This is a genomic window from Intrasporangium chromatireducens Q5-1 (genome assembly GCF_000576575.1).
Lineage (GTDB): Bacteria > Actinomycetota > Actinomycetes > Actinomycetales > Dermatophilaceae > Intrasporangium_A > Intrasporangium_A chromatireducens.
This window is the reverse complement of sequence record NZ_AWQS01000050.1, coordinates 1-23061: the sequence shown is the minus strand read 5'-3', so window position 1 is coordinate 23061 and position 23061 is coordinate 1. Positions and strand designations below refer to the sequence as shown.

Here is a 23061-nt window from a genome sequence, read left to right as displayed (position 1 = left end):
CGATCCTCCTGTCCCAGAAGGCACTTCCACATCCGCCACGCCGAACTCACCGATCCGCTCACTGTCGGTCCACGGATCGAGGCTTAGGGAGTGTCAGTTTTCAACACGCGCATTTTCGGGGTGGATCGTGTAGTTGTGGACTTTCGCACTTTTCGGTTGACCTGACCGGGCCCGTGCGCCACTGCAGTTGAGCGACGACTCGCCGCTGGAGGTCCCCATCACTCACGCGGGTCTACGAGATCCTTAACCTGCAAGCGACACACGTGCAGGTGAGAGGATGGTGCGGCGATGTCCCCCAACGGTTCGAGCAGGTTCCCGCGGATGATCCGGGGCTCCGTGGTGGTGCAACGGCGCCGCTGCGGCACACGGACATGCCGCTGTGCCGACGGGCAGGACCTGCACGAGGCCACCGTGCTGACCTACTCGGTCGGTGGGCGCAACAAGACGGTGATGCTGGCGCCCGAGGAGGTGGAGCGGGTCCGGGCCGCGGTCGCGCGGTACCGCGCCGCCCAGTCCAAGCTGGAGGAACAGGGCAGCGCCGGACTCGCCGAGCTGCTCGCGCGCCGCGCCGCCGCCCGCCGGGCACGGTGACCGGCTTCCTGGCGTTGCTCGGACTGGCCCGCGCGGGCTTCACCGCGCCGAGCTTCGCGATCTTCACCGACCTGATGACCGGCTGGGTGTGCGCGCCGGGACGGCGCACCATCACCGCGATGATCACCGTCGCCGACCCGGCCGGACGCCGCGCGCACGACGCGTACCACCGGTTCGTGCGCGACGGCGCGTGGGCGATGCCCCGGCTCTGGCAGTCGCTGGCCACCCACCTGGTCGCCCGGTTCGCCGCGACCGGTACCGTCGAACTGGCCTGTGACGACACGCTCTTCCACCACGAGGGCCGCCACATCGAGGGCGCCGGGACCTTCCGCGACGCGGTCCGCTCCACCCTGGCCAAGGTGGTCTACGCGCGCGGGCTGAACCTGGTCGTGATCACCCTGCAGGTGCGCCCGCCCTGGGGCGGGTGCCCGATCGCGGTCCCGGTCAACATGCGCGTGCACCGCAAGAAGGACACCACCACCACGATCGGGCACGCCGCCACGATGCTGACCGAGATCGCCGGCTGGCTGCCCGGGCGCGAGCTGCACCTGTGCGCCGACGGCGCCTACGCCACCCTGGCCCGCGACCTACCCGACCGGGTCCACCTGACCTGCCGAATGCGCCGCGACGCGGCCCTGTACGAGCCCGCGCCAGCACGCACCGGCAAACGCGGCCGGCCCCGCACGAAGGGCGCGCGGCTGCCCACCCCCGCGCAGCTGTCCAAGACCCTGCCCGCCCGAGCCTTCACCACGGCGCAGGTCGACGTGCGAGGGGCCACCGTCACCAAACTGGTCCACGTCACCGACGTGCTCTGGTACCGGATCAACAAGACCAGACTGGTCCGGCTGGTCATCGTGCGCGACCCCGACGGCGTGGAACCGGACGACTACTTCTTCACCACCGACCCGCACGCCGGCGCCGCCCAGATCATCGGGCGCTACGCCGCGCGCTGGGCGATCGAAATCTGCTTCCGCGACACCAAGCAAGACCTCGGCGGCCAGAACCCCCAGTCCTGGAAACGCCGCGGACCCGAACGCGCCGCCGCGCTCTCCCTCTGGCTGCACGCGGCCACCTGGTCCTGGTACCTGCAAACTCATCCCGACGGCCGGACCTGGACCCCCCGGCCCTGGTACCGACACAAAGCCACACCCAGCTTCCTCGACGCCCTCGCCGCGCTACGACGAGCCCTGTGGTCCGGGCGAATTACCGCCATGTCGCGCTCCGAGCCCGACAACACCAAAATCACCGAAGCCCTACTCGACACGCTCGCCTACGCCGCATAACCGAACCGCAGAGTGCGAAACCCCACTGTAGTTCCACTCCCCATGGAAGTCGTGGCGCTGCAGGATGTGCTTGGTCTCGAGGTCGCGCATCGTTTGGTCGGGGATCTTCACGCCGACCGGGTAAGTATTCGTGTCGAGTTCGGCGCGCACCGAAAGCCCGGTCCGGGTAGTGGTGGCGGCGATCGTGCCCACGATGACCTCGTGGCTGGTCAGGGGTCTGCCGCGCCAGTTCATCGAGATGTGGGAGAAGAGTCGATGCTCGATCTTGTTCCACTTGCTGGTGCCCGGCGGTAGGTGACAGACGGTGATGGTCAGGCCGGACTCGGCTGCCAGCGTGGCGAGCTCGGTCTTCCACTGCCTCGTGCGGTACCCGTTGGAGCCGCCGCCGTCGGCGCTGATCATCAGCCGGGTCGCGTCCGGGTAACGTTCGGCGCCGACGGCTTGCCACCAGGAGCGGATCGTGTTGACGGCGAACGCGGCGGTGTCGTGGTCGGTGCCCACGGACACCCATCCGGTGTCCGCGGCGAGGTCGTACACGCCGTACGGGTTGGCCTTGCCCAGGGCCGGGTCGATGAAGTCGTGCACCTTCACCTGCTCGGGGTCTCCGGCCGGGCGCCACTCGCTCCCGCGGTTCTTGTACGGCCCGACGAGTTCCTTCTTCTTGGTGTCCACGGAGATGACCGGCTGGTCCGCCCCAAGGTGCGATTTGGCCTGTTCGTTCAGGTAGTCGAACTGCGCGTCCCGGTCCGGATGCTGGCCGCCCTCGATGGTCTTGGCGTTGGCCTGCAGCGAGAACCCCTGCGCGTGCAACAGTTTCGCCACCGTCTCGTGGCTGACCCGGTGCCCGGTCGCGGCCAACTGGTCGGCCAGATGGCGGGTCGAGACGGTCGTCCAGCACAACGGCGACTCGGGGTCCCCGCGCCGGGTCGGCTCGACCAGCGCCAGCAGCGCGGCCACCAGTCCCGGGTCGGCCTGCTCGGCCGGTTTGCGGCCACCGCCCTCCCGGCGCACCCGCCCCAACGGCTCCCGACCCGACTCCAGCTCGGCGACCCCAGCGCTGATCCTCGACCGGGACGTGCCCGAGGCTCGCGCCACGGCGCCGATCCCGCCGTGTCCCAACGCTCGTGCCTCCGCGCCCAGCACCAGCCGCTGACCGCGCTCGTCCAGATGCGGCAGCACCGCCTCGAACTTCGCCCGCAGCGATTCGACGATCTCCTCTGCAATGGCCATACCCCATCATGGCCACCCGCAGACCAATTGACGTGATTATTTACTGACGTGTCCTAACGGCGCGCATGGCCTCGCCGGTGATCGCGGGAGAGCGGTTGCGCGAGGGCTCATGCGGCTCACCGGGGGCGGCGAAGCGGCTGGTCGGTGACGCGGCCAGTAGGCCGCCGCAGCCGCTCACCGGCGCACCGGTGTTGGAGCCATGGACTTGCGTCCTACGGACGGGGCGCACGCCGCGCAGGCCGCACAAACCGGCAGCGCCGCCGTGTCGGTCACGGTCCGGATCGACCGCGCCGTCAGGGTTCCCCGGAGTAGTGCGGGCTGAACGCGACACCCGTCCGCCGATGTGACCGCTGGATCCAGGCACAGGCGGACGGCGTGAGTGGGTGCACTTGCGGGGGGCCCCACGAGTCGACGAACGCCAAGTTCGGGGCGATTACGCGGTCATCCCATACCGCGGTAGTCGGCATACATACGTATCGAATGCCGGCGGCCGTCAGCTCAAAGCGTCAAGACGGCTCGGACAATGTCACCGCGACGCTGGCGCTGCGCGACGTCGTTGATCTCCGCGAGGTCGACGGACGCTTCAATCATCCCCTCGATGTGGAGGAGTCCACGGCGCCAGAGATCACTCATTCGCGGCACCTCTCGGCGCTGATCCCCGGAGCCGAAGAAGCTGCCTCGGATGACCTTCTCCTCGTGGAAGAGCTCCTGCGCAGTGAAGGGGACGTCTCCGTCCGCGGCGGCGCCGACGACCACGACGCTGCCGCCGCGACGGACACGATTCCACGTGGTACGGATCGTGGCGGCGCGCCCGACGGCGTCGATGCCGATGTCAAAACCTCCGGCATCAAGGTCGTCGGGGAAACCGCCGGCCGTGAACTCCTCCGGGGTGGCGGTGTGCGTCGCGCCAAGGCGGGAGGCTGCATTCCGGCGCGCGGACGTCGGGTCGACGGCGAGGATCGTTGCGGCACCAGCGATCCGAGCGCCTTGGATCGCGCTCAGACCGACTGGGCCACACCCGACCACGACGACGGTGTCGCCTGGTTGCACGTCGGCGGCCCGGGTTGCGGCGCCTATCCCGGTGGGCAGCGCGCAGCCCATGAGGGCGGCGACGGTGAAGGGCACGTCGTCGGGCAGCGGGACGACGCCGTTGGCAGGGAGGATGGCCTCCTCGGCGAACGTGGCCGTCCCCATGCCAACCGTGATCTCGCGGCCCCCGGCGACGAGGTCGCGGCTGAGTCCCTGCTCGCTCGCGCGGCGCCGCGTGCGGCAGATGTGGGTCTGTCCGCGGACGCAGGTGTAGCAGCGCCCGCACGAGGGCACCCAGTTGACGAGAACGCGGTCCCCCACCGACATTCCGGTCACCGCCGAGCCCAGCGCGAGGATCTCACCAGCTCCCTCGTGGCCGAGGACCACGGGCATCGGTTGCCCGAAGGCGCCGCCAGCGAGGGACAGGTCCGTCTGGCATAGACCGGCCGCTCGGATTCGGACGACGACCTCATGCTCTGTGGGATCCCGCCGCTCGACATCGTCGCGGACCTCGAATGGCCCACCGGCTTCCCATACGACTGCTGCTCGCACGCCTGGCTCCTTCGGCTGTTGCGGTTCAGGCTTGGTCTGACGCTGTCGATCTAGCGGGGATCGCCGAGGATCGATCGCACTTCGAGAAACTCCTCGAGACCGTGGCGACCAAGCTCGCGTCCGAGACCCGAGCGGCGGAACCCGCCGAACGGCGACACGGGCGGCATCGGAGTGCGTTGGCCATTTACGCGCACCTGACCGGCCCGAAGGCGTCGCGCCGTCTGGGCGGCCTCATGGGTCGTGCCGGCCCAAACCTCCGCGGAGAGCCCGTAGTCCGAGTCGTTCGCCCGCTCGATCGCCTCGTTGACTTCGGCATAACCGAGCACCGTCAGCACCGGGCCGAAGACCTCCTCCCGGGCGATCTCGGCGTCGTCCGCGACACCGGTGACAACGACTGGAGCGATGAAGTAACCCTGGTCGGGCAGATCCACGGACGCAGGTCGGATCGTCGCCCCGTGAGCACGGGCCCGGTCGATGAACCCGTGCACCCGGTCAAGCTGCGCCCGCGAGACGAGAGGGCCCAGGGTGGTATCAGCGTCGAGCGGATCACCGGCACGGTAGCTGGATGCCGTGGCCACGGCGACCTCGACGAGGCGCTCGCGCTGGAGCTCGGGGACATAGAGGCGGGTCGGCGCATTGCACTTCTGTCCGGCGTTGACGAAGGCGTTGTGCACGGTCGCCGCGACAGCTGCGTCAAGGTCCGCGTCCGGTAGGACGACGGCCGGTGACTTGCCGCCGAGCTCCAGGGTCGCTCGCGCCACCCGCGACCCAGCGACGGCTCCGACGTGACGTCCTACGGCGAGCGAGCCCGTGAAGGACACCACCTCCCACTCCGGCGCCGTCAGCAGCGCCTCTCCGGTGATCGGTCCCGTACCCGTGACGACGTTGACGACGCCGGGCGGGATCCCAGCGGAGTCGGACAGGCGCGCGATGGCAAGGGCGTTGAACGGCGTCAGCTCAGAGGGCTTGAGCACGACCGTGCACCCTGCAACGAGCGCTGGCGCCAGCTTGGCCATGATCTGGTGCACGGGGAAGTTCCAAGGAGTCACCGCAAGAACGGGGCCGGAGGCCTCGAGGGTGACCGTCGTCCCGGACGCGTCACGCGTCTCCCACTCGAGGGTCCGGCCGAGGTCGGCGAAGGTGCGGGTGACGGCGGCAGGGAGGGCCACCTGGCCACCGCGGGCATCCCTCAGCGGCATGCCGATCTCGCATGTCGCCAGGGCGGAGAGGTCATCGGCAACCCCCTCGATCTCGTCCGCGAGTCGGTCGACGAGATCGGCTCGTTCCTTGGGAGCAGTGGCACTCCACGCTGGGAAGGCGGCGGCCGCTGCCCTCATGGCCTCTGTGGCCAGCGTGGCCCCGGACTCGGGGACGGTCCCGATCACAGTCTCGTCGTAGGGGTCGATGACCGGGATGCCCGGCTCTGAGGAGGCCACCCAGCGTCCGTCGATGAAGACCGACCGCTCGGGCACCTTGAGTGACTTCAGCGCAGCTCGGGCCCGGGTCAAAGTCATCGGTCAGGCCCCGATCCGAGAGATCTTGGCGGGGACGTGGGTCCATCCGCGGAACAGATTGTGCCGCAGCCGAATCGGATCGCCAGTGACCTCGAGGCGGAGATTCCGACGGAGGCATTCGTTGTAGAGAGCGCGGATCTCGGCACGTGCCAGGTGTGCCCCGAGGCAGAAGTGCGATCCCCACCCGAACGTGAGGTGTTCGTTCGGCGTCCGGTCGATCCGGAACGCCTGTGGGTCGTCGAAGACCGTCTCGTCCCAGTTCGCTGAGGAGAACCAGAGGACGACCTTGTCGCCGGCCGCGATGTCCTTGCCGTGCAGGGTGATGTCCTTGGTCGCTGTGCGCCGCATGCACGAGACCGGAGTGACATGCCGGAACATCTCCTCGACCGCAGTCGTGACCAGCGAAGGATCGTCCTTCATCCGCATCCAGTTGACCGGGTCCGCGTCGAGCTCGATGGTGCCTCCGGAGATGAGGTGGCGCGTCGTCTCATTGCCGGCGGCAACGAAAAGCACGTAGTAGGCCGCGAGTTGTTCCCACGTCAGTGGTGCACCATCCTTCTGGGCGCCCGCCATGACGCTGATGAGATCGTCCTTCGGGTCTTCCCGCCGCTTGTCGGTCAGGGCCCTGAAGTAGTCCATCGCCTCGTCACGTGCCTGCTGCATTGCGGTCTCGTCGGCGAGGTGGTCGGGGTCGGCGCTCTGCATGCGGTTGGCCCAGTCGACCATCTGCGGTGCGTCCTCACGCGGCACTCCGAGCACTTGGGCAACGATGAGCATGGGCAGTCGTGCGGCGACCATGTCGACAAGGTCGAACTCGTCGGCCGCCTCGGCGTCATCGAGCAGCTCGCTCACCACGTCGTCAACGACCCCCTGCCAGCCACGGACCTTGCTCGGTCGCAGGTCTGGTGCAGTGATCCGGCGAAGCTTGGCGTGCTCGGGATCGTCCATGTTGTGCAGGCTGTTGAGCTTTCCCTCAACGCGGCGGCTGACGATCTGGGTGCCGTCCGCGGAGGAGAGACGCAGAGCGTCCTCGGCGCCGGCCTTGACGTCGGCGTAGCGCGTGAGGCTCCAGAAGCCCTTGCCTGAGCCTCCCTCATCGTTCCAGTGGACCGGGTCAGCGGCCCGCAGCTCAGCGAAGAGAGCGCGCTCCTCGCCGCGCACGAACCGCGCCAGGTCCATCAGGTCGATGTCCTCGGCTGCAAGGGCCATTTCCGCCTCCGTGATCGCTGGGCGTGCGCCACTGCACGCCACCTCTTCCATCAAGCCAGAGTCGGCGCTAACCTGTCAACCATTCTAAAAGGACGTACCAAATGTGACCCGTGCAGTTGTTGCTTGATCCGACCAGCCCAGGAGCATCGATGTCGAGACTCAGCGGGGCGCCCCGCCGTATCGTGGTCGTGGGCGCCTCTCTCGCCGGCGTGCGAGCCGTCGAGACCGCGCGCCGGCTCGGCCACCGGGGGCCACTCACCCTGATCGGGGCCGAGGAGCACCTGCCCTACGACCGGCCGCCGCTGTCCAAGGAGTTCATCGGCGGATCTGTGGTGACGGGCCCTCCTCACCTGATGGACCAACGTCAGCTGATCGATGGTCTGGGAGTCACCGTCCGCTTGGGTGCCGCCGCAACAGCACTCGACGTCGATCAGCAGGTGGTCGAAGTCGATGACATGCCGGTGGCATACGACGCCCTGCTCATCGCGACTGGAGCCCAGGCTCGCACCCTTCCCGGTACTGAAGGGCTCGGAGGCGTCCACACCCTGCGCACGCTGGACGACGCAGCCGCTATCCGGGCGGCCCTGGATACCGGTGCCCGGACTGTGGTCATCGGGGCCGGCTTCATCGGTTCAGAGGTGGCGTCGGCGGCTCGCAGGCGCGGACTGCCGGTCACCATCGTCGAGGCGCAGGCAACGCCCTTGGTCCGCGCGGTGGGCGAGCAGGCCGGCCGGGCCCTCGCCGCGCTGCACGTCCGGCACGGCACCGACCTGCGATGCGGCGTTGGCGTGGCCGGCCTCGTCGGCCACGAGCGCGTCGAAGGAGTAGCGCTGACGGACGGGACCGTTCTGCCCGCCGACCTCGTCGTGGTCGGCATCGGCGCGGCACCGGTGACCGCCTGGCTCGAGTCCTCGACACTGGCTCTGGACGATGGGGTCGTCTGTGACGAGACCCTGGCCGCCGCTCCCGGAGTGTGGGCCGCAGGCGACGTGGCGCGCTGGCACCATCCCGACCTCGGCGTCGCCCTGCGGCTTGAGCACTGGACCAACGCAGGAGACCAGGCCAGCCACGCCGCGCGAAACATGCTCGAGCCCGCCAACGCTACTGGCTATCGCCACGTCCCTTACTTCTGGTCCGACTGGTACAGACAACGGATCCAGTTCGCCGGACTGCCGGACGGTCACCCACAGATCGTCCACGGGGATTGGGAGAGCGACGCTTTCACCGCTCTCTTCCGTCAGGGCGACCGGCTCACCGGTGCCCTGACGCTCAACCGCCGAGGCGACATCATGAAGTACCGAGCACTTATCTCCAGGGGCGGGAGCTGGGACGAGGCCCGCGAGCTGGCGGCCCGCCGAAACGCGATGACAAGGTCAACTCCAGTCAGGGTGGCATGATGAAACACGAGGCCGAGACAGCAGGACCGCTGGTGTCCGCCGAGCAGATCTTCTTCTTCGACCACCCCCACGAGGCTCCAGCGCGCGGACTCGAGTCCCTGCTCGGTGGCAAGGGGGCGGGTCTTGCCGAGATGACGCGGGCGTTGGGGCTGCCAGTACCGCCGGGCTTCACGGTGGCGTTACCCGTGTGTCGCGCGTATCGCGAGGGCGGCTGGCCGGCCGACCTTGACGGAGCACTGCGCGCCTCGATGGCCGAGCTCGGTGCGCGGATGGGACGGAAGTTCGGGGATCCGGCCGACCCGTTGCTCGTGTCAGTGCGTTCGGGCGCTCCGGTCTCCATGCCGGGCATGTTGGACACCATCTTGAACCTGGGCCTGACGGACGAGACGGTGCTGGGGCTGGCGAGGGCCTCCGGCGATGAGCGCTTCGCCTGGGACACCTACCGCAGGTTCCTGGCGATGTACGCCTCGATCGTCCTGGAGGTGCCCGGGGAGGCTTTTCCGGGGTTTGACGACGGGACTGACGCTTCGGTTTCGTTGCCCGAGAGCGTGCAACGACTCAAGGCCCACATCGAAGAGGTTTCGGGTCGGCAGGTGCCGCAGGACCCGTACGTGCAGCTGCATGAGGCGGTGAAGGCCGTCTTCTGTTCATGGGACTCCTCCCGCGCGCGCGCCTATCGCAGCGCCGAGGGCATCCAGGAGGACATGGGGACAGCGGTCAACGTCCAGGCGATGGTCTTCGGCAACCGAGGTCCAGAGTCGGGTACGGGCGTGGTATTCACCCGCAACCCTTCGACCGGTCACCGGCAGCTCTACGGTGACTACCTTCCTCGGGCGCAGGGTGAGGACGTCGTTGCCGGCACTGCGAAGACCCTGCCCGTCGGTTACCTCGCCGAGCACACGCCACGGGCCCACCGAGAGCTCATGCGCGCGCTGCGCGCGCTGGAGACGCACTACCGGGACATGTGTGACGTGGAGTTCACCGTTGAAGACGGCAAGCTGTGGGTGCTGCAGACGCGGATCGGCAAACGCGGCGCCGTGGCGGCGGTTCGGTGCGCGACCCACATGGTCAACGACCTGCACATCGGCCTGACGCCCGAGGAGGCGGTGGCTCGCGTGCCGTTCGAGGTGCGCGAGCGGGCCCGTCAGGAGGTCCTGGCAGCAGCGGAGGTCAGTGACGCGTCGGAGCCGGTGCTCGACGTCGGGTTGGGGGCCTCACCGGGGCGCGTGAGCGGACGTGTCGTACTCACGGCGGACGAGGCGGCTGACGCCGAGGACGACGTGATTCTCGTACGCCCCGAGACGTCCCCGGAGGACGTCCCCGCGATGGCCGCCTCCGTCGGGGTGTTGACCACTCGCGGCGGCCTGGTCAGCCACGCCGCCGTGGTCGCCCGCGGCTGGGGGATCCCCGCGGTGGTCGGTGCGCACAACCTGACGATCACCGCCGAGGGCTTCACGAACACCTCCGGTGTCCTGGTCCGGGCCGGAGACACGATCACCATCGATGGCGCCACGGGCCGGGTGTGGTTGGGGGAGCTGCAGACCACGGGCTCCGAGCGCGCGAGCGACCAGATTCTCGACAATGAGCTGCCCGAGCTGGCTCTACTCGAACAGTGGGCAGCCGACCTCAAGAACCGGAAGGGGACAGCGGACGCATGAGGATCATTCACAGCCGAGACACCTGCCGAGCCTTGGGTGTCTGTGAGTCGATGGACCCCGATCGCTTCGAGATCAATGACGAAGGCGTGCTCGAGGTCCTTGACGACGAGGCGCCTGAGAGCGAGCGCACCAGGCTCGAGAACATCGTCCGTGCCTGTCCGACCCGGTCACTGAGTCTCACCGACTAGGTCAGGACCGACGGCCCGGCCCAGCCGGTCTCAATGCTCGGTCCGCAATACGCCGAGCGAGTGACCTGCGCCACAAGCAAACCCAGCCGTATGCCGCTGAGTGCAGTCAGCGGCATACGGCTGGGTTTGCTCGGCTGGCACCCGGGTGGGTCAGTGCGCGGTCGCCTTGCGCCGGCTGGCCTCGACGTTGCTGGCATGTGTGGCTGTGACGTGTCCGTCCGTAGGGCGCTGGGGCGTTCGCAGATCGGTGGGGCTAGACGCCCGCGGCGTCTTCGGCGTCCCCGATGTACGAGAGGGCGTCGGCGAGCTCACGTCGTGAGCGGATACCGAACTTGGTGTAGACCTGCTGCAGCCGGTTCTCGACGGTCCTGACCGACACGACCAGCGAGTCGGCGATCTCGCGGTTGGAGAGCCCGGATGCGGCCAGCTGGGCTGCCTCGAGCTCGGCCAGGGTCAGGCGGACGCGTGACTCGACCTGGCGCAGCGCCGGGGTGTGAGCGCCGGAGCATCGGCTCGCGAGGGTGGCTGCCCTGAGCTCTGCGGAAAGCCGCGCCCGCTGGTCCTTCGATCGCGCCCAGCAGACAGCGCTATCGGCTGCCGCCTCGGCGGCCAGCAGCAAGGCTCCCATCTGCTCGAAGGCCTCGGAGGCGGCCGCAAGGCCGATGGGGTCGGCTTCGGCCAAAGACCGGGCGTGCCCTGCCCTGGTGGCCCCCAGTGGTCCATCCACGGAGCGTGTCAGCGCCTCGAGCCGCTCGGCGACCAACCTTGCGTAGCCCACTCGTGCTGAGGCGTGCAGCGCTGCGGTCGCGCCCACGAGGTCGCCGACCCGTTCACCTTGGATGGCAGCCTCAGCAAACCGTTCGTGGGCGCGGCGATGGTTGCCTGCAGCGGCATCGGTCCACCCCTGGCTGATGATGAAGTCGACCCCCATGAAGAAGGACGGGTCGACGCCGAGGTGGTCGACCTCCGCGAGGGCAAGCTCCGCGTCCCGGGGACAACCGCCGATCGCATGTGCCAGGGCCAGGTAGATGTAAGAGAACTGGGTGAACCGCGGGCGACCCAGCCGCCGATAGATGGAGATGGCGGTCCCCAGTTGGGTCACGGCCTGGGTGACATGGCCGCGGGCGGCAACCGTCTTCCCCAGTTGCCAGCTGAAGATTCCTTGCTGCTCCAGGGAACCGAAGTCCACCCCTTCCCGGTAGCTGTCGGTCGCCAGCCGCACAGCGTCGTTGAGCTGGCCACTGTGCGCCAGGGCCTCGCACTCATAGAAGACATGCATGAACGGATACCAGTCCGCTGGTTGAGCGAGCTCGCGCTGGGTCCGATACCCCCGGCGCGCGACGGCCAGCGACTCCTCGAACCGGCCCATCCGAGCCAGGCTGTAGGCCGCGGGCATGCTTGCCCAAGTAAAGGCTCGCCCGGTCGCCCTGTCCATGAGGGGCTCCAAGTCCTCGACGGCGGCGCGCGGTCCCTCCTCGCCGAGCAGCAGTGCGCCCCTACGGGCCAGCACCTCGTCCCGCATCTCCGAGCTCGGCAGGATCCTTGCAGCCTCGTCCGCGATGCGCAGGCCCTCGGTGATGGAGCCGGCATAGATGACGTAGTTGTCGAGCCGGGTCAGCGCCAGTACGCCGTGGTCGGTAGGCGTCCTGGCCTGTCGCGCAAGATCTGCCAGCTCGAGGTCGGCTCGCCGGGTATCACCGCGCAGCCCGGCCAGCTGGGCGGCCAGGAGAGCGGCCCGGAAGCCCGCCTTTCTCTCTACTGCGATCCTGGCAAACCGCTCTGCCAGCACGAAGTCGTAGCGCCATCGGGCCTCGACAGCGGCTCGGTACATCAGCTCGGGTTGCCCGCCGCCAGCGACAAGCCTCCAAGTGGCGACCCTCAGCACGTCGGCCGGCTGTAGGTTCCCGCCAGACTCCACCGACTCGGCTAGAGTTCGCGTGACCTCACGGGCGCGCAGGCCCGGTATGCGCTCGCGCAGCACCTCGCCGTAGATCGGGTGCCCGAGCCACACCGCCATGAAGGATCCCGCGGTCGAAGTCCTCAATAGACCTTGGCGCTCAAGGGACTCCGCGACCTCACCGTACCCGAGCCGGATGAGCTCAGCCGGGTCCAGGGGCTCGCCGAAGGCCACCACCTCCAAGGCCTCGCGCTGGCGTGAGGTCAGCCCCTCCAGCCGGGCCTCGACCAGCTCGGCGAGTCGGGGGGTGGGGTGCAGGTGCCCGACGATGCGCCATTGGCCAGCCTCGAGCCTCAGGGTGCCGTGCGTCAGGGCTCCAGTCACGAGCTCGCGCAGAATGAGCATGTTGCCGCCCGACCGCGACATGAGCCCGGCGACGGCCGCCGCATCGACCGGCCCGCCGAGCACTGAGCGCAAGGTCTCGGCGATCTCCTGCTCTCCGAGTTCCTGCAGCTCAATCCGCTCGGCGAGCCCGCTCTTCCACAGGGCGACGATGGGGTCAGGAGCGGCTTCACCGCTGCGGACAGCCAGGATGACGGTGACCGAGCATGAGGAGACCAGGTGGTGCACGACCATGGCCGACATGTCGTCGAGAAGGTGGGCGTCGTCCACCCCGATGGCCATCGGCCTTCCCTGAGCGCTGTTCAGAATGGCATCCGCGCAGGTGCGAAGAAGGCTGCCCCGGTCATCAGCCCCGCTCCGGCGGGCCTCTTGGGGCGGCAGGAAACCGGCGAAGACGCCTAGTGGGATGCCACGGCCAGCGCGGGTCGCGGTTACTGCTACGACCGCGTACCCGGCTCCGCGACACATCTCCATCGCTTCATGACCGAGCCGGCTCGTCCCCACGCCTGCTCTGCCCGCCAGGACGACACTGCGCCTTCGGGCAACGTCGTCGCGTAGACGGCGCAACTCATCGGCGCGGCCCACCATGGGCCACTCTTCTCGCCTGGCTCCTTCGCCACCGTGCGCGGGAGTTTCCATTCGTTCCGTTCTGTCTGGCACCTCGCCTTGAGCCACCGTACGATGACCGGTCAACTTGGACCAGAGGCACCGGCACGCCTCTCGCCGTGCCCGTCATGTCGAGTCGAGTAGTCCCTACTCTGCACTCCTCCACTGTCCCCGCGCACACTCATCCATGTGGCACCGCAACGGCGAGGGGCCACGGTCCTCGCCGTATGGCTTCCCGCCATCGCCTCCGATCTGAAGAACTGCGAGGACCCTGCTCATGTCCAAGAAGATCCCTACTCCGCACATCATCTGGTTCGCCGACCCAGCCGGCACGAACCACGAACTCGTCGGCGGCAAGGCCGCCAACCTCGGCCGCCTGGCGAACGCTGGGTTCCCGGTGCCGCCGGGCTTCGTCATCGGCACCAGTGCCTATCTGCGGCACATCGCCACCATGCGCGAGCAGATCTCCGACGTCCTTGGTGACATCAAGTACGACGACGCCGAAGCCCTGGAGCTGGCTGTCACCGAGATCCGGCGCTGGATCGTCGAGGCGGATATGCCTCGGGAGCTCTCGGCGGAGATCACGGCTGCCTACGGCCAGCTGGGTGACGTCTACGTCGCGGTGCGCTCCTCGGGCACTGCGGAGGACCTCGAGGGCGCCTCCTTCGCAGGTCTGCACGATACCTTCCTGGACGTCAAGGGCCCTGGCCAGGTGCTCGATGCCGTCAAGCGCGACTGGGCCAGCCTCTGGACGGCACGTGCCGTGGCCTACCGGAAGTCGGGCGGCTTCACGGACTTTCCCTCGATCGCAGTTGTCGTCCAGACCATGGTTCCGTCACAGGTTTCCGGGGTCATGTTCACTGGGAACCCGCTCAATGCCGCGACCGACGAGATCATGCTCAACGCCAGCTGGGGGCTCGGCGAGGCGGTCGTCCAGGGAATCACGACGCCGGACGAGTACATCGTCCGGCACGGTGACTTCGTCGTTCTGGAGAAGACTCTTGGCAGCAAGGAGGTCGAGATCGTCCGCAACCCGCAGACGGGACAAGGCACGGTCCAGCGAGAAGTAGAGCCGGCTCGGGGGGAGCAGTTCAGCTTTACCGACGAGGAGGCGGTCGAGCTGGCGAAGATCGGGGCGGGGGTTCAGGAGCTGTACGACGGCTTCCCCCAGGACATCGAATGGGGCTACGCCGACGGTAGCTTCTACGTGCTGCAGGCACGCCCCGTCACCGGCGTCGAGTTCTCCTGGGACGCGGACGTGACCAACTCCGTCCAAGGCAACGACGACATCGAGGCCGTCCCGTACGACAACATCTGGTCGCGGGTCTTCCCGGAGGAGATGTGGACCGGCGCGATCAGCCCCCTGATGTTCTCCTGGCGCTGCTGGGGTCTCAACCAGTGCCACAGCGTCGGTGTGCATGCCTTCGGCTACCCGGATCAGGACTACCACACCCGTCGACTTTGGAAGTACCACAAGGGTGTCTCCTACTACAACGTCGAAGCCGACCGGCACCGGATAAAGGAATCGATCCCACCCCAGCTGCGCCCAGGCATGCTCCACAAGATCCCGACCATGTGGCATGACGAGTGCCTGAGCGCCCCCTTCGACTGGGGCCGCTACCTCAATATGTTCCAGAAGGTCGAGACCGAGCGCCCGGACATGGGCTTCAACTGGTGGCGCTACCTGGACCGCGACTTCATCCACAGTGAGGAGTACCGCGAGGCCACGCGCCCTCGAACCAAGGAAGAGCGCGAGGCGATGACCGACGACGAGCTCAAGCACCACCTTGCGGACGTCATCCGGCTCGAGGTCGCCTCCTACGACCCACCCTGGAACGGCCTCCTGTGGTACATGGGCGAGGCCATGGGCTGGATCGGCTGGATGCTCGCCAACTGGTACACCGGCGACCGCGCGAACATCTTCATCGACCTGTTCACCGGCACTCGCCGACCGAACATCGTCGGTGACGAGTCGTACGAGGCGTGGGAGCTGGCAGATACCATCCACCGCTCGCCGGAGCTACGCTCCCTGCTGGAGATCTACCCCGACGAGCGCTTCTTCGACTTCCTCGACCAGTCCGTCGACGGCCCGGCCTTCCGCAGGAAGTACGAGGAGTACGTGGCCAAGCGCGGCTGGAGAGGCCATCCGGACCGGGACATCTACTTCGACCGTCGCGCGGACAGCCCGCTCATTGACCTCGCGGCCTGGCCCGGGATGCTGGGTGACGTCGACCCGCGCACCAATGAGCACCAGACCCGGGCAAGGCTCGAGGCAACGATCGCTCATGTGCACGACAACCTGGCCGCGCAGGCGAACGGGATGTTGAAGGCCCAGGCCTTCGACACGCTCATCGACTTCGCCCACCGCTCACTGGAGTACCGGGACAACGAGCGCGAGGTGATGGACTGGTCGACGTACGACATCAAGCTATGCTTCGAAGAGGTCGGGCGTCGTTGTGTCGAGCGTGGCGGGCTCGACGAGGTGAAGGAGTGCTACTTCCTCACCATGGAGGAGCTCTACCAGGTGCTGGCGGGCACCGAGCACAAGCGCCTCATCCGTGCCAAGATCGATGCTCGCCGGAAGAACTTCGACGAGATCAACACCGGCGCACGTGACCCCGACCCGTTCATCCAGCGCGGACGTCACTCGGTGATCGACGAGCCGGAGATCACGGGCGACGGCGTCTTCCACGGCAAGGGGACGAGCTCGGGTCGGATCACCGGCAAGGCGCGCGTCGTCCACGAGCTCAATCAGATCGGACGTGTGCAAAAGGGCGACATCCTCGTCGTCCATGCGACGGACCCGGGCTGGATGCCGGTGTTCAGCCGGATCAAGGGCATCGTGCTCGAAAGCGGTGGCCTCATCAGCCATGGGGCCATCATCGCCCGCGAGTTCGGCCTGCCGGGTGCCCAGCTGCCTTCGGCCCGTCGCCTGATCCCGGACGGCGCGACCATCACGCTCAACGGTGACTCCGGCATCATCCAGCTCCATGAGGACGACGACCCGGAGAAGATCGCCGCCGAGCTGGCCGCGCTTGAGGAGCAGTTCCGCGCTGCTCAGCACGCCAAGGACGACGGCTTCAAGATCTCGGTCTTCTGACCGGAGGCCGAAGGGCCCTGCGCACGTGCTGCGCGGGGCCCTTCGTCGCTGTAGAAGCTCAGTGTGTCAGGGGCAGAGGTCCCCGCCCGGCCCCCAGAGCGGGGGAGCCCAGGAGGGAGTGGTCGGCGGCCGAGTGCCTCGGTCCGCCGCAGCCTGCCAATAGTCGAACAATTGATTGGTCTAATGGTTGACAATTTGGGCCAACTCTGGCCAGATAGGGAAGAGACCCGTGCCCCAGGATTCGACCAGGGCGTCTGGGCGCAGGAACAGGAGGCATCGTGGCTATGGCCGGGACACATATGGAACTCATGGACCCCGCCCAGCGCCTGCGCGAGCACAAGCCGGAGCCCATCACCGCGCTCTTGGCAAATGGCCCGGTCCGGTGGAAAGAAGAGTGCCCAGGCTGCACCGACCCCAGGAAACTGACGCGCAGCGGCGCCGTCACGCCCGCCCGATGGATGCTGGCATGAGCGCCCTGCGCAGGTCGCGGCGGCCCGACGTCGAGGGAGCAGGAGAAGACCGGGTCCGACTGGACGAGGTCACCGTTACAGTTGAATGTCAGTCCCGAGGGCCGGTGTCGTCGTGAGTCCCTGCACGGCCGATGCGATGGTGCGGAAGGTGCACCTCGCCGGTACCACCAACGTTCGCGACCTGGGCCCTCTGCCCATCCACGACGGGCGGTGGGTGCGACGCGGCAAGGTATTCCGGGGGGAGGCACTGACGGGGCTAGGACCGGGTCCCCGGCACCTGGATGGGGACGAGGCTCAGCCATTCAAGGGACTCGGTCTTCGTACCATCCTGGACCTTCGCAGTGATAACGAATACGCCGCACGACCGTCTGCCTGGTCTGCCGTCAGCGGTGCTACCGTCCGCCGCTTCCCTGTTGCTGAGGGCGGAGAGGGGAGCGACACCTACCTCATGGGCTTGATCGCGGCCGGCAGGATCACCCAGTTCTCGGCAGAGGATCTGGGACAGTTCTACATCGGCGCCCTGCGGCGGCAGTCCGCAACCTTTGGCTCGGTGCTGCGCACGCTGTCGCGCGAGCAAGCCTTGCCGAGCCTGATCCATTGCGCCAACGGTAAGGACCGGACCGGAATTGTCGTCGCGGTGCTGTTGTCCTTCCTCGGGGTTCCGCGCGACCACATCGTTGCCGACTACCTGTTCTCCGGCACCAGCCAACCTGACCTCATCGACCGTTTCGTCGACCAGATCAGGTCCGCAGGGGCCGAACCGGACGCGGTGCGTCCGATGTTCGAGACGCCTGCGGTGGCCATGCACATGCTGCTGGACCACCTTGAGAGCCAGCCCGGCGGGACGGTGCGGTATCTCGTTGGGCACGCAGGTCTCCAGCCCCAGGAGCTCGATCGATTGCAGAGTCTCCTCACCACAGACTCGCCCTGACGTGGCGCCCGACGCACCCGAGTGAACCAGGAGGTTCCCCATGTCCATCACGACGGAAGACTTGACCACTGGGCCGGTGAGTGCCCAGGCACTCCGTCGACTACTCAGCCCGAGCCGGTTGGCCATGGTTGGAGCCAGCGAGAACAACCTGTTCTCCCGGCGCGCCTTCCAGCAATACCAGCGAGTGGGGGCACGTCGTGAGCTCTTCCTCGTCAACCCCCGCAGCCCCAAGGTCCACGGCGTTGAGACATTCCCATCCTGTCAGGCCATCGAGGGAGGCATCGACTGTGCTTTTCTACTGACCCCTCAGCACGCGACGCTCACTGCGTTGGCGGACGCGATCAGCGCTGGCGCCCGTGCCGCAGTTGTCCTCAGCCAAGGCTGGGCCGAGCAGGGTGCCGAAGGCCTCCGGCGCCAGGAGGACCTGGTTGCGCAGGCCCGCGAGGCGGGGGTCCTGCTGCTCGGTCCCAACCACCTCGGGTTCGTCAATCTATGGGACGGTGTCGCGGCATGTGGGCTGGGCCTGGACCTGCCCGTGGAACCGGGCCATCTGGCGCTGGTGTCGCAGAGCGGTGCGGTCGGGTCGTCGATGGTGGGCTACGCCGGCCGCCAGGACGTGCACTTCAGCTACGTCGTGACGACCGGCAACGAGGCCATGGTGACGGTCTCCGACGTCGTCCATCACCTCGTTCATGACGAGCGCACCAAGGCAATAGCGGTCTTTGCCGAGACGATCCGAAAGCCCCACGTCTTCCGCGCGGCTGCTCAGCGGGCTGCAGAGCTGGGTAAGGCAATCGTCATTCTCAAGGCGGGCTCGAGCGAGCTTGCCGCGCAGACCGCATCCGCCCACACCGGTGCGCTCGTCGGCGACGACAAGGTCATCGACGCCGTCCTCCGCCAAGATGGGGTGATCCGGGTCAAATCGGTGGAGGACCTCATCTGCACCGGTGCCCTGTGTGCCGAGATCGGTCCATTACGTGCGGACGGCATCGGCGTCCTGTCGGTCTCCGGCGGCGCCTGCGACCTGCTCGCCGACCGCGGCCAGGACCTCGGCCTCACCTTCCCAGAGCTGAGTGCCAAGACCGCCAAACGCCTTGAGGGGATCCTTCCCAGCTACGCTCACCCCCAGAACCCGCTGGACGTCACCGGCGGTGCACTTGCCGACCCCAACGTGTGGCGTCAGGGCATCGAGGCATTTGCGGGGGAGCCGGAAGTCGGGCTGATCGCGGTTGTCACCTCGCTGCCGACGCCAGGAGAGCCTCAGCGTGACGACACTTTCCGCGCCGTCGGCGAGACTTGTGCTGCCACCGGGCTACCGGGCGTGATCTTTCCGCAGATCGACCAGATCCAGTCAGAGTACGTCCGACAAGTCAAGTCGGACACGGGCGTACAACACGTGATGCCGAGTGTTGAGCGGTTCAGTCTCGCTGCGGCGGGCCTGACCCGGTGGTCAAAGTGGCTGCGTACACGGTCAAACTCCGCCGAAGCCCTGGGCGGCACTTTGCCGCCGGTTCGACTGCAAGAGAAGGTCGAGCCGCTCAATGAGCAGGAAGCCCGTGACCTGCTCACTGCAGCCGGAGTTCCGATGGTCCCGGCACAGCTCGTGAGCACGCGCGACCAGGCCGTGGCTGCTGCGGACGCCCTAGGCGGCGCCGTCGTGCTCAAGGTCTGCTCCAGCGAGGTCGCCCACAAGACGGAGCTGGGCGGGGTCGAGCTCGAGCTCCAGGGTGAGGCGGCGGTTGGCGCCGCCTACGACCGGCTCATCTCGCGGGCCCGCTCGGCCGGCGTCCACCTCGACGGCGTGCTCGTCAGCCCTATGCGCCGCGGCGGCGTGGAGATGCTCGTCGGTGTGACCCGTGACCCGGACTGGGGCCAGGTGCTCGCAGTAGCCCTCGGCGGTGCTCTCGTGGAAGTCCTGCAGGACAGCGCCCTGCGAGTGCTCCCCGTGGAAGCGGACGAGGTCCGGACCATGCTGAACGAACTGCGCGGTCGCCGCCTGCTGCAAGGCTTCCGTGGCAGCGATCCCGCGGATGAGGAACGCCTCGTGGAAGTCATCATGGCGTTGGCCCAGCTCGCACAGGGACTGGGCGACCAGATCGAGTCGATCGAGGTCAACCCGCTGTGGGTATCCGGCAAACAGATCGAGGCCCTCGATGCACTGATCACACGGTGAGCACCAAGCCGCATGCATGGGAATAGGCCTACCTGAGGCGTCGCACTCGGCCGCAAGGACCAAATGCACCCGCCGCACCGGCCCGGGATACTGAGCGGCAGCTCTCGGGTCATCAAGGAGGCGGTCGGGGTGGTGGCTGCCATTGTCCCGTGGAACGTGCCGCAGGCCATAAGCCTCCTGAAGCTCGGGCGAGCACTGGCGGCCGGCTGCACCGTCGTGCTGAAACGGGCACCAGCGACGCTGCTCGACGCAATGCTGCTGAGCGAAGCCCCCGAGGATGCCGGTCTGCCTGATGGGGTGCTCAACATCCTGCCCCCGCGGCCGAGAACTCGGCGCGTACCTGGTCTCGCATCCGGGCGTCGACAGGGAGTCGTTCACCGGCTCCACGGCGGCCGGACGTGCCATCGGAGAGACCTGTGGCCGGCTGCTCCGTCCCGTGACTCTGGAGCTGGGCGGCAAGTCGGCCGCGATCGCGTTGGACGACGCCGACCTCGAGGCGTTCTTCGGCGTCGCCCTGCTCAAGAACGGGTAGATCGGCTGGCTAGCGCGGATTTCCGCGCAGGGAGTCCGTAGCAACGCGACGTCCAGGTTGGGACCGAGCGTTCCGTGGAACCCGTTGCGACATAAGGGGTTTCCTGATTCGGGCCTGACTGGGGATTGTTGCTGTCTCGCTGTCGAATGACACTCGTGTAGTTCTACTCTCCATGTCCGCGGCTCCACGGGCTCCTCTGACACGCGGCCAGCGTAGAGGAGGGCGCGGACAGTCATCGGCTTCCAGTCCGCTCGTTGCTTTGCCGGGATGCGCTCGCTGCCCTCATCCGGATGCACCGTTTCATGTTCTCTGTTCGGTATTGACCGAACAGCGAACAGGTGGCAATGTGGAGGCATGGACAGTGAGTCCTTGGTGATGGACGCTTTCGATCAGTTGGGCATCGAGACCCGGCTGGTCCAGAATGGGCCGGATTCAGGTTTTGATCTGATCGTCGATCCTGAGGGTGTTGGCGCCAAGATGCAGGTCAAACGCTATGCGCTAGTTACCGACGAGGTGGCAAGGCGCCTGGTCGCCGCCGCCCGGCCTGCGCACCCGACTCTGCTCGTAGTTGGGGATCGGGTGGTCGGCACGGCGCGCAAATTGCTGACCTCGAAAGGCGTCGGCTTTCTCGATCTACGGGGCCACCTGGCCCTGCGCACAGGCCATATCCTGATCGACGCGGACCTCTCCCCCATGCAGCAGCCGACACATCCGTCGGATGCGCTGGCCGGGGGGGCCGGGCTGGAAGTCGCAGCCGCCCTGCTGATGCAGCCCGGTCAGCCAACCGCGGTCCGCGCGTTGTCCCGCCAGATCCGAAGAGCGCCAAGCACCGTTTCCGAAGTGCTAGCCCGCTTGCGCAATGAAGGCCTAATCGACGCCAGCAACGCGGTCACGGACGAAAGGCTGTTCTGGCGCCTGGCAGAGAAATGGTCGAGCCCTCGGACCCTGCTCAGCCGTCTGCCCAGCCCGAACGACGCGAGTACTGCTACTGCGCTACGTTTTGGAATGGCCAGACCCCTGCACGGAGCCGGGTGGGCCTTGGCCGACACGGCCGCTGCCGCCATGTATGGCGCGCCGGTCGCGTTTCGCTCCGGCCAGGCCCTCGATTTCTTCGTCCCGGACCAGTCTGTCGTCCGGCGCGCGACAACCCTGCTCGGCGGTGCTGGCTCGACGAGCGAGGCCAGGGCAACCCTGCGGGTGCCTCCGGTGCCGGCTGCGACCGCACGTCGCGTCGACCTGGCCACGAACCAGCTGGACTGGCCCCTGGCGCATCCGTTGTTCGTCGCGCTCGACCTGGCCCTCGACGTGGGCCGGGGTCGCGAGATCCTGGAAGCATGGACGCCGGACGAGCGGTGGCCCCGTGTCTGGTGAGCGGATCGCGTTTGTCGGTGAGGCGATGTCCACGATCGTGCAGGGCATCGCCGAAGTCCGCTCCGCCATCGGCCAACCGCCTGTCGTCGTGGGCGGCCTCGCTGTTCTGTGTCGGCTATCGAACCCCTACCGCGCGACAACCGACCTCGACGTCGTCGACCGGCGACGAAGCGCAACTCCGCACCTGCAGGTACTGCGCGCGGTCGTCGGGGCCGAACCGGTCGAGCCTGCCGCCGTCCTCATACCCACAGCATTCGGGCCGGTCAAGGTCGATGTCCTCGAGGTGCGTCAGGTCGAGATCGACCACCCCAGCGACGATCCTGGCGACAGGCTGCATGCGTCCGCTCACGCGTGGGCCTACGACACCGCGACGGACCTCACCATCGGGGCTGTCAGCCCGAAGGGCGAGGTCGAGGTCACCACGCCGGTGGCCGAACCCGGGCCGCTCATCGCGATGAAGTTGCAGGCGGTGATGAACCGATCCACGCAGAAGCAGGGCACCGACCTGCTCGACATCATCCGTCTCACCTTCGATGTCGGCACCCGAGAAGTTGCGTTGGAGCAGATCCGCGCCGTTGACGATGCCGTCGCTCGTGACATCGCAGAACACGTCGGACTCTGGTTCGCGAGGCGACGGACCCAAGCCCTCGAATGGGTCCGCAACGCCGGCGGCGCAGACCTGGTCATTGATGACATCGACCTGGTTGCCGAGTTGCTCAGCGACGCAAGCCGCCGCAGCTGAAGCAGTCCCGAAGAGGCGCCACCGCGCCTCTCTCGCAGTCGCCTCGAGCACGAGCAGGTCAACGGGCTACCACCGAGACGCAACGACGGCTTGTGCCGAATTCGTGTCGAAGTCCGTCGTGGCAGGGCATTTGTGCAGGTGAGCGCCGCGCCTGAGTCGGGCTGTAAATCCGTCGCGAAAGCTACG

At 67.6% G+C, this 23061-nt stretch carries 14 protein-coding genes and 2 pseudogenes; 11 read left to right on the top strand and 5 right to left on the bottom strand.

Going from position 1 to position 23061, the window contains the following annotated elements:
* Nucleotides 1-288 precede the first annotated feature (288 nt).
* Both N864_RS25045 and N864_RS08415 read left to right on the top strand, forming a co-directional pair.
* Nucleotides 289-591: a DUF6788 family protein gene (locus N864_RS25045; protein ID WP_162164516.1), complete on the top strand. Its 303-nt coding sequence runs from the start codon at nt 289-291 to the stop codon at nt 589-591.
* Nucleotides 588-1874, top strand: a complete 1287-nt coding sequence (locus N864_RS08415) for an IS701 family transposase (RefSeq protein WP_162164515.1) — start codon at nt 588-590, stop codon at nt 1872-1874. Before N864_RS25045 ends, N864_RS08415 begins: the two co-directional genes overlap by 4 nt.
* Nucleotides 1875-1898: 24 nt before the next feature.
* Here N864_RS08415 and N864_RS08410 read toward each other — a convergent pair.
* From N864_RS08410 to N864_RS08395, 4 genes and pseudogenes are all read right to left on the bottom strand, one after another.
* Nucleotides 1899-3104 (bottom strand): annotated as a pseudogene (locus tag N864_RS08410) (ISAzo13 family transposase); the annotation flags it as partial.
* Nucleotides 3105-3602: 498 nt separating this feature from the next.
* Nucleotides 3603-4685: an alcohol dehydrogenase catalytic domain-containing protein gene (locus N864_RS08405; protein ID WP_034715607.1), complete on the bottom strand. Its 1083-nt coding sequence runs from the start codon at nt 4683-4685 to the stop codon at nt 3603-3605.
* A 50-nt stretch (nt 4686-4735) separates the two neighbouring features.
* Nucleotides 4736-6199, bottom strand: coding sequence for an aldehyde dehydrogenase family protein (locus tag N864_RS08400; protein WP_051518357.1), 1464 nt, complete (start codon nt 6197-6199; stop codon nt 4736-4738).
* 3 nt (nt 6200-6202) lie between these two features.
* Nucleotides 6203-7408 (bottom strand): cytochrome P450, encoded by a 1206-nt coding sequence (locus tag N864_RS08395; protein WP_034715606.1) that lies wholly within the window; start codon nt 7406-7408, stop codon nt 6203-6205.
* Nucleotides 7409-7557: 149 nt separating this feature from the next.
* Here N864_RS08395 and N864_RS08390 point away from each other — a divergent pair, with 149 nt between their 5' ends.
* The 3 genes from N864_RS08390 to N864_RS26415 are packed head-to-tail and all read left to right on the top strand — an operon-like array spanning nt 7558 to nt 10651.
* Nucleotides 7558-8805, top strand: a complete 1248-nt coding sequence (locus N864_RS08390) for an NAD(P)/FAD-dependent oxidoreductase (protein ID WP_034715605.1) — start codon at nt 7558-7560, stop codon at nt 8803-8805.
* Nucleotides 8805-10463, top strand: a complete 1659-nt coding sequence (locus N864_RS08385; RefSeq protein ID WP_051518356.1) for a pyruvate, phosphate dikinase — start codon at nt 8805-8807, stop codon at nt 10461-10463. Before N864_RS08390 ends, N864_RS08385 begins: the two co-directional genes overlap by 1 nt.
* Complete coding sequence (locus N864_RS26415; protein ID WP_034715603.1) at nt 10460-10651, top strand: ferredoxin; 192 nt, start codon at nt 10460-10462, stop codon at nt 10649-10651. The genes N864_RS08385 and N864_RS26415 overlap by 4 nt, the downstream gene beginning before the upstream one ends.
* A 253-nt stretch (nt 10652-10904) precedes the next feature.
* Here N864_RS26415 and N864_RS08375 read toward each other — a convergent pair whose 3' ends face one another.
* Nucleotides 10905-13232 (bottom strand): LuxR C-terminal-related transcriptional regulator, encoded by a 2328-nt coding sequence (locus N864_RS08375; protein ID WP_051518355.1) that lies wholly within the window; start codon nt 13230-13232, stop codon nt 10905-10907.
* Between the two features lie 601 nt (nt 13233-13833).
* Between N864_RS08375 and N864_RS08370 the strand changes: the two genes are divergently transcribed.
* The 6 genes and pseudogenes from N864_RS08370 (at nt 13834) to N864_RS08340 (ending at nt 22875) form a co-directional block, all read left to right on the top strand.
* On the top strand, nt 13834-16656 hold the full coding sequence (locus N864_RS08370) for a PEP/pyruvate-binding domain-containing protein (RefSeq protein ID WP_034715597.1): 2823 nt from the start codon (nt 13834-13836) through the stop codon (nt 16654-16656).
* A 555-nt stretch (nt 16657-17211) separates the two neighbouring features.
* Complete coding sequence (locus N864_RS24085; protein ID WP_081793557.1) at nt 17212-18057, top strand: tyrosine-protein phosphatase; 846 nt, start codon at nt 17212-17214, stop codon at nt 18055-18057.
* 40 nt (nt 18058-18097) lie between these two features.
* A complete protein-coding gene (locus tag N864_RS08355) occupies nt 18098-20230 on the top strand; it encodes an acetate--CoA ligase family protein (RefSeq protein WP_051518353.1) in 2133 nt (710 codons plus the stop codon).
* A gap of 63 nt (nt 20231-20293) precedes the next feature.
* Nucleotides 20294-20762: pseudogene (locus N864_RS26410) on the top strand (aldehyde dehydrogenase family protein).
* Nucleotides 20763-21116: 354 nt separating this feature from the next.
* Nucleotides 21117-22133 (top strand): PDDEXK family nuclease, encoded by a 1017-nt coding sequence (locus tag N864_RS08345; RefSeq protein WP_034715590.1) that lies wholly within the window; start codon nt 21117-21119, stop codon nt 22131-22133.
* Nucleotides 22123-22875 carry a prevent-host-death protein gene (locus N864_RS08340; RefSeq protein ID WP_205620901.1) on the top strand — a complete coding sequence of 251 codons (753 nt, stop codon included), beginning with the start codon at nt 22123-22125 and terminating at the stop codon, nt 22873-22875. Before N864_RS08345 ends, N864_RS08340 begins: the two co-directional genes overlap by 11 nt.
* The last annotated feature ends 186 nt before the right edge of the window (nt 22876-23061 follow it).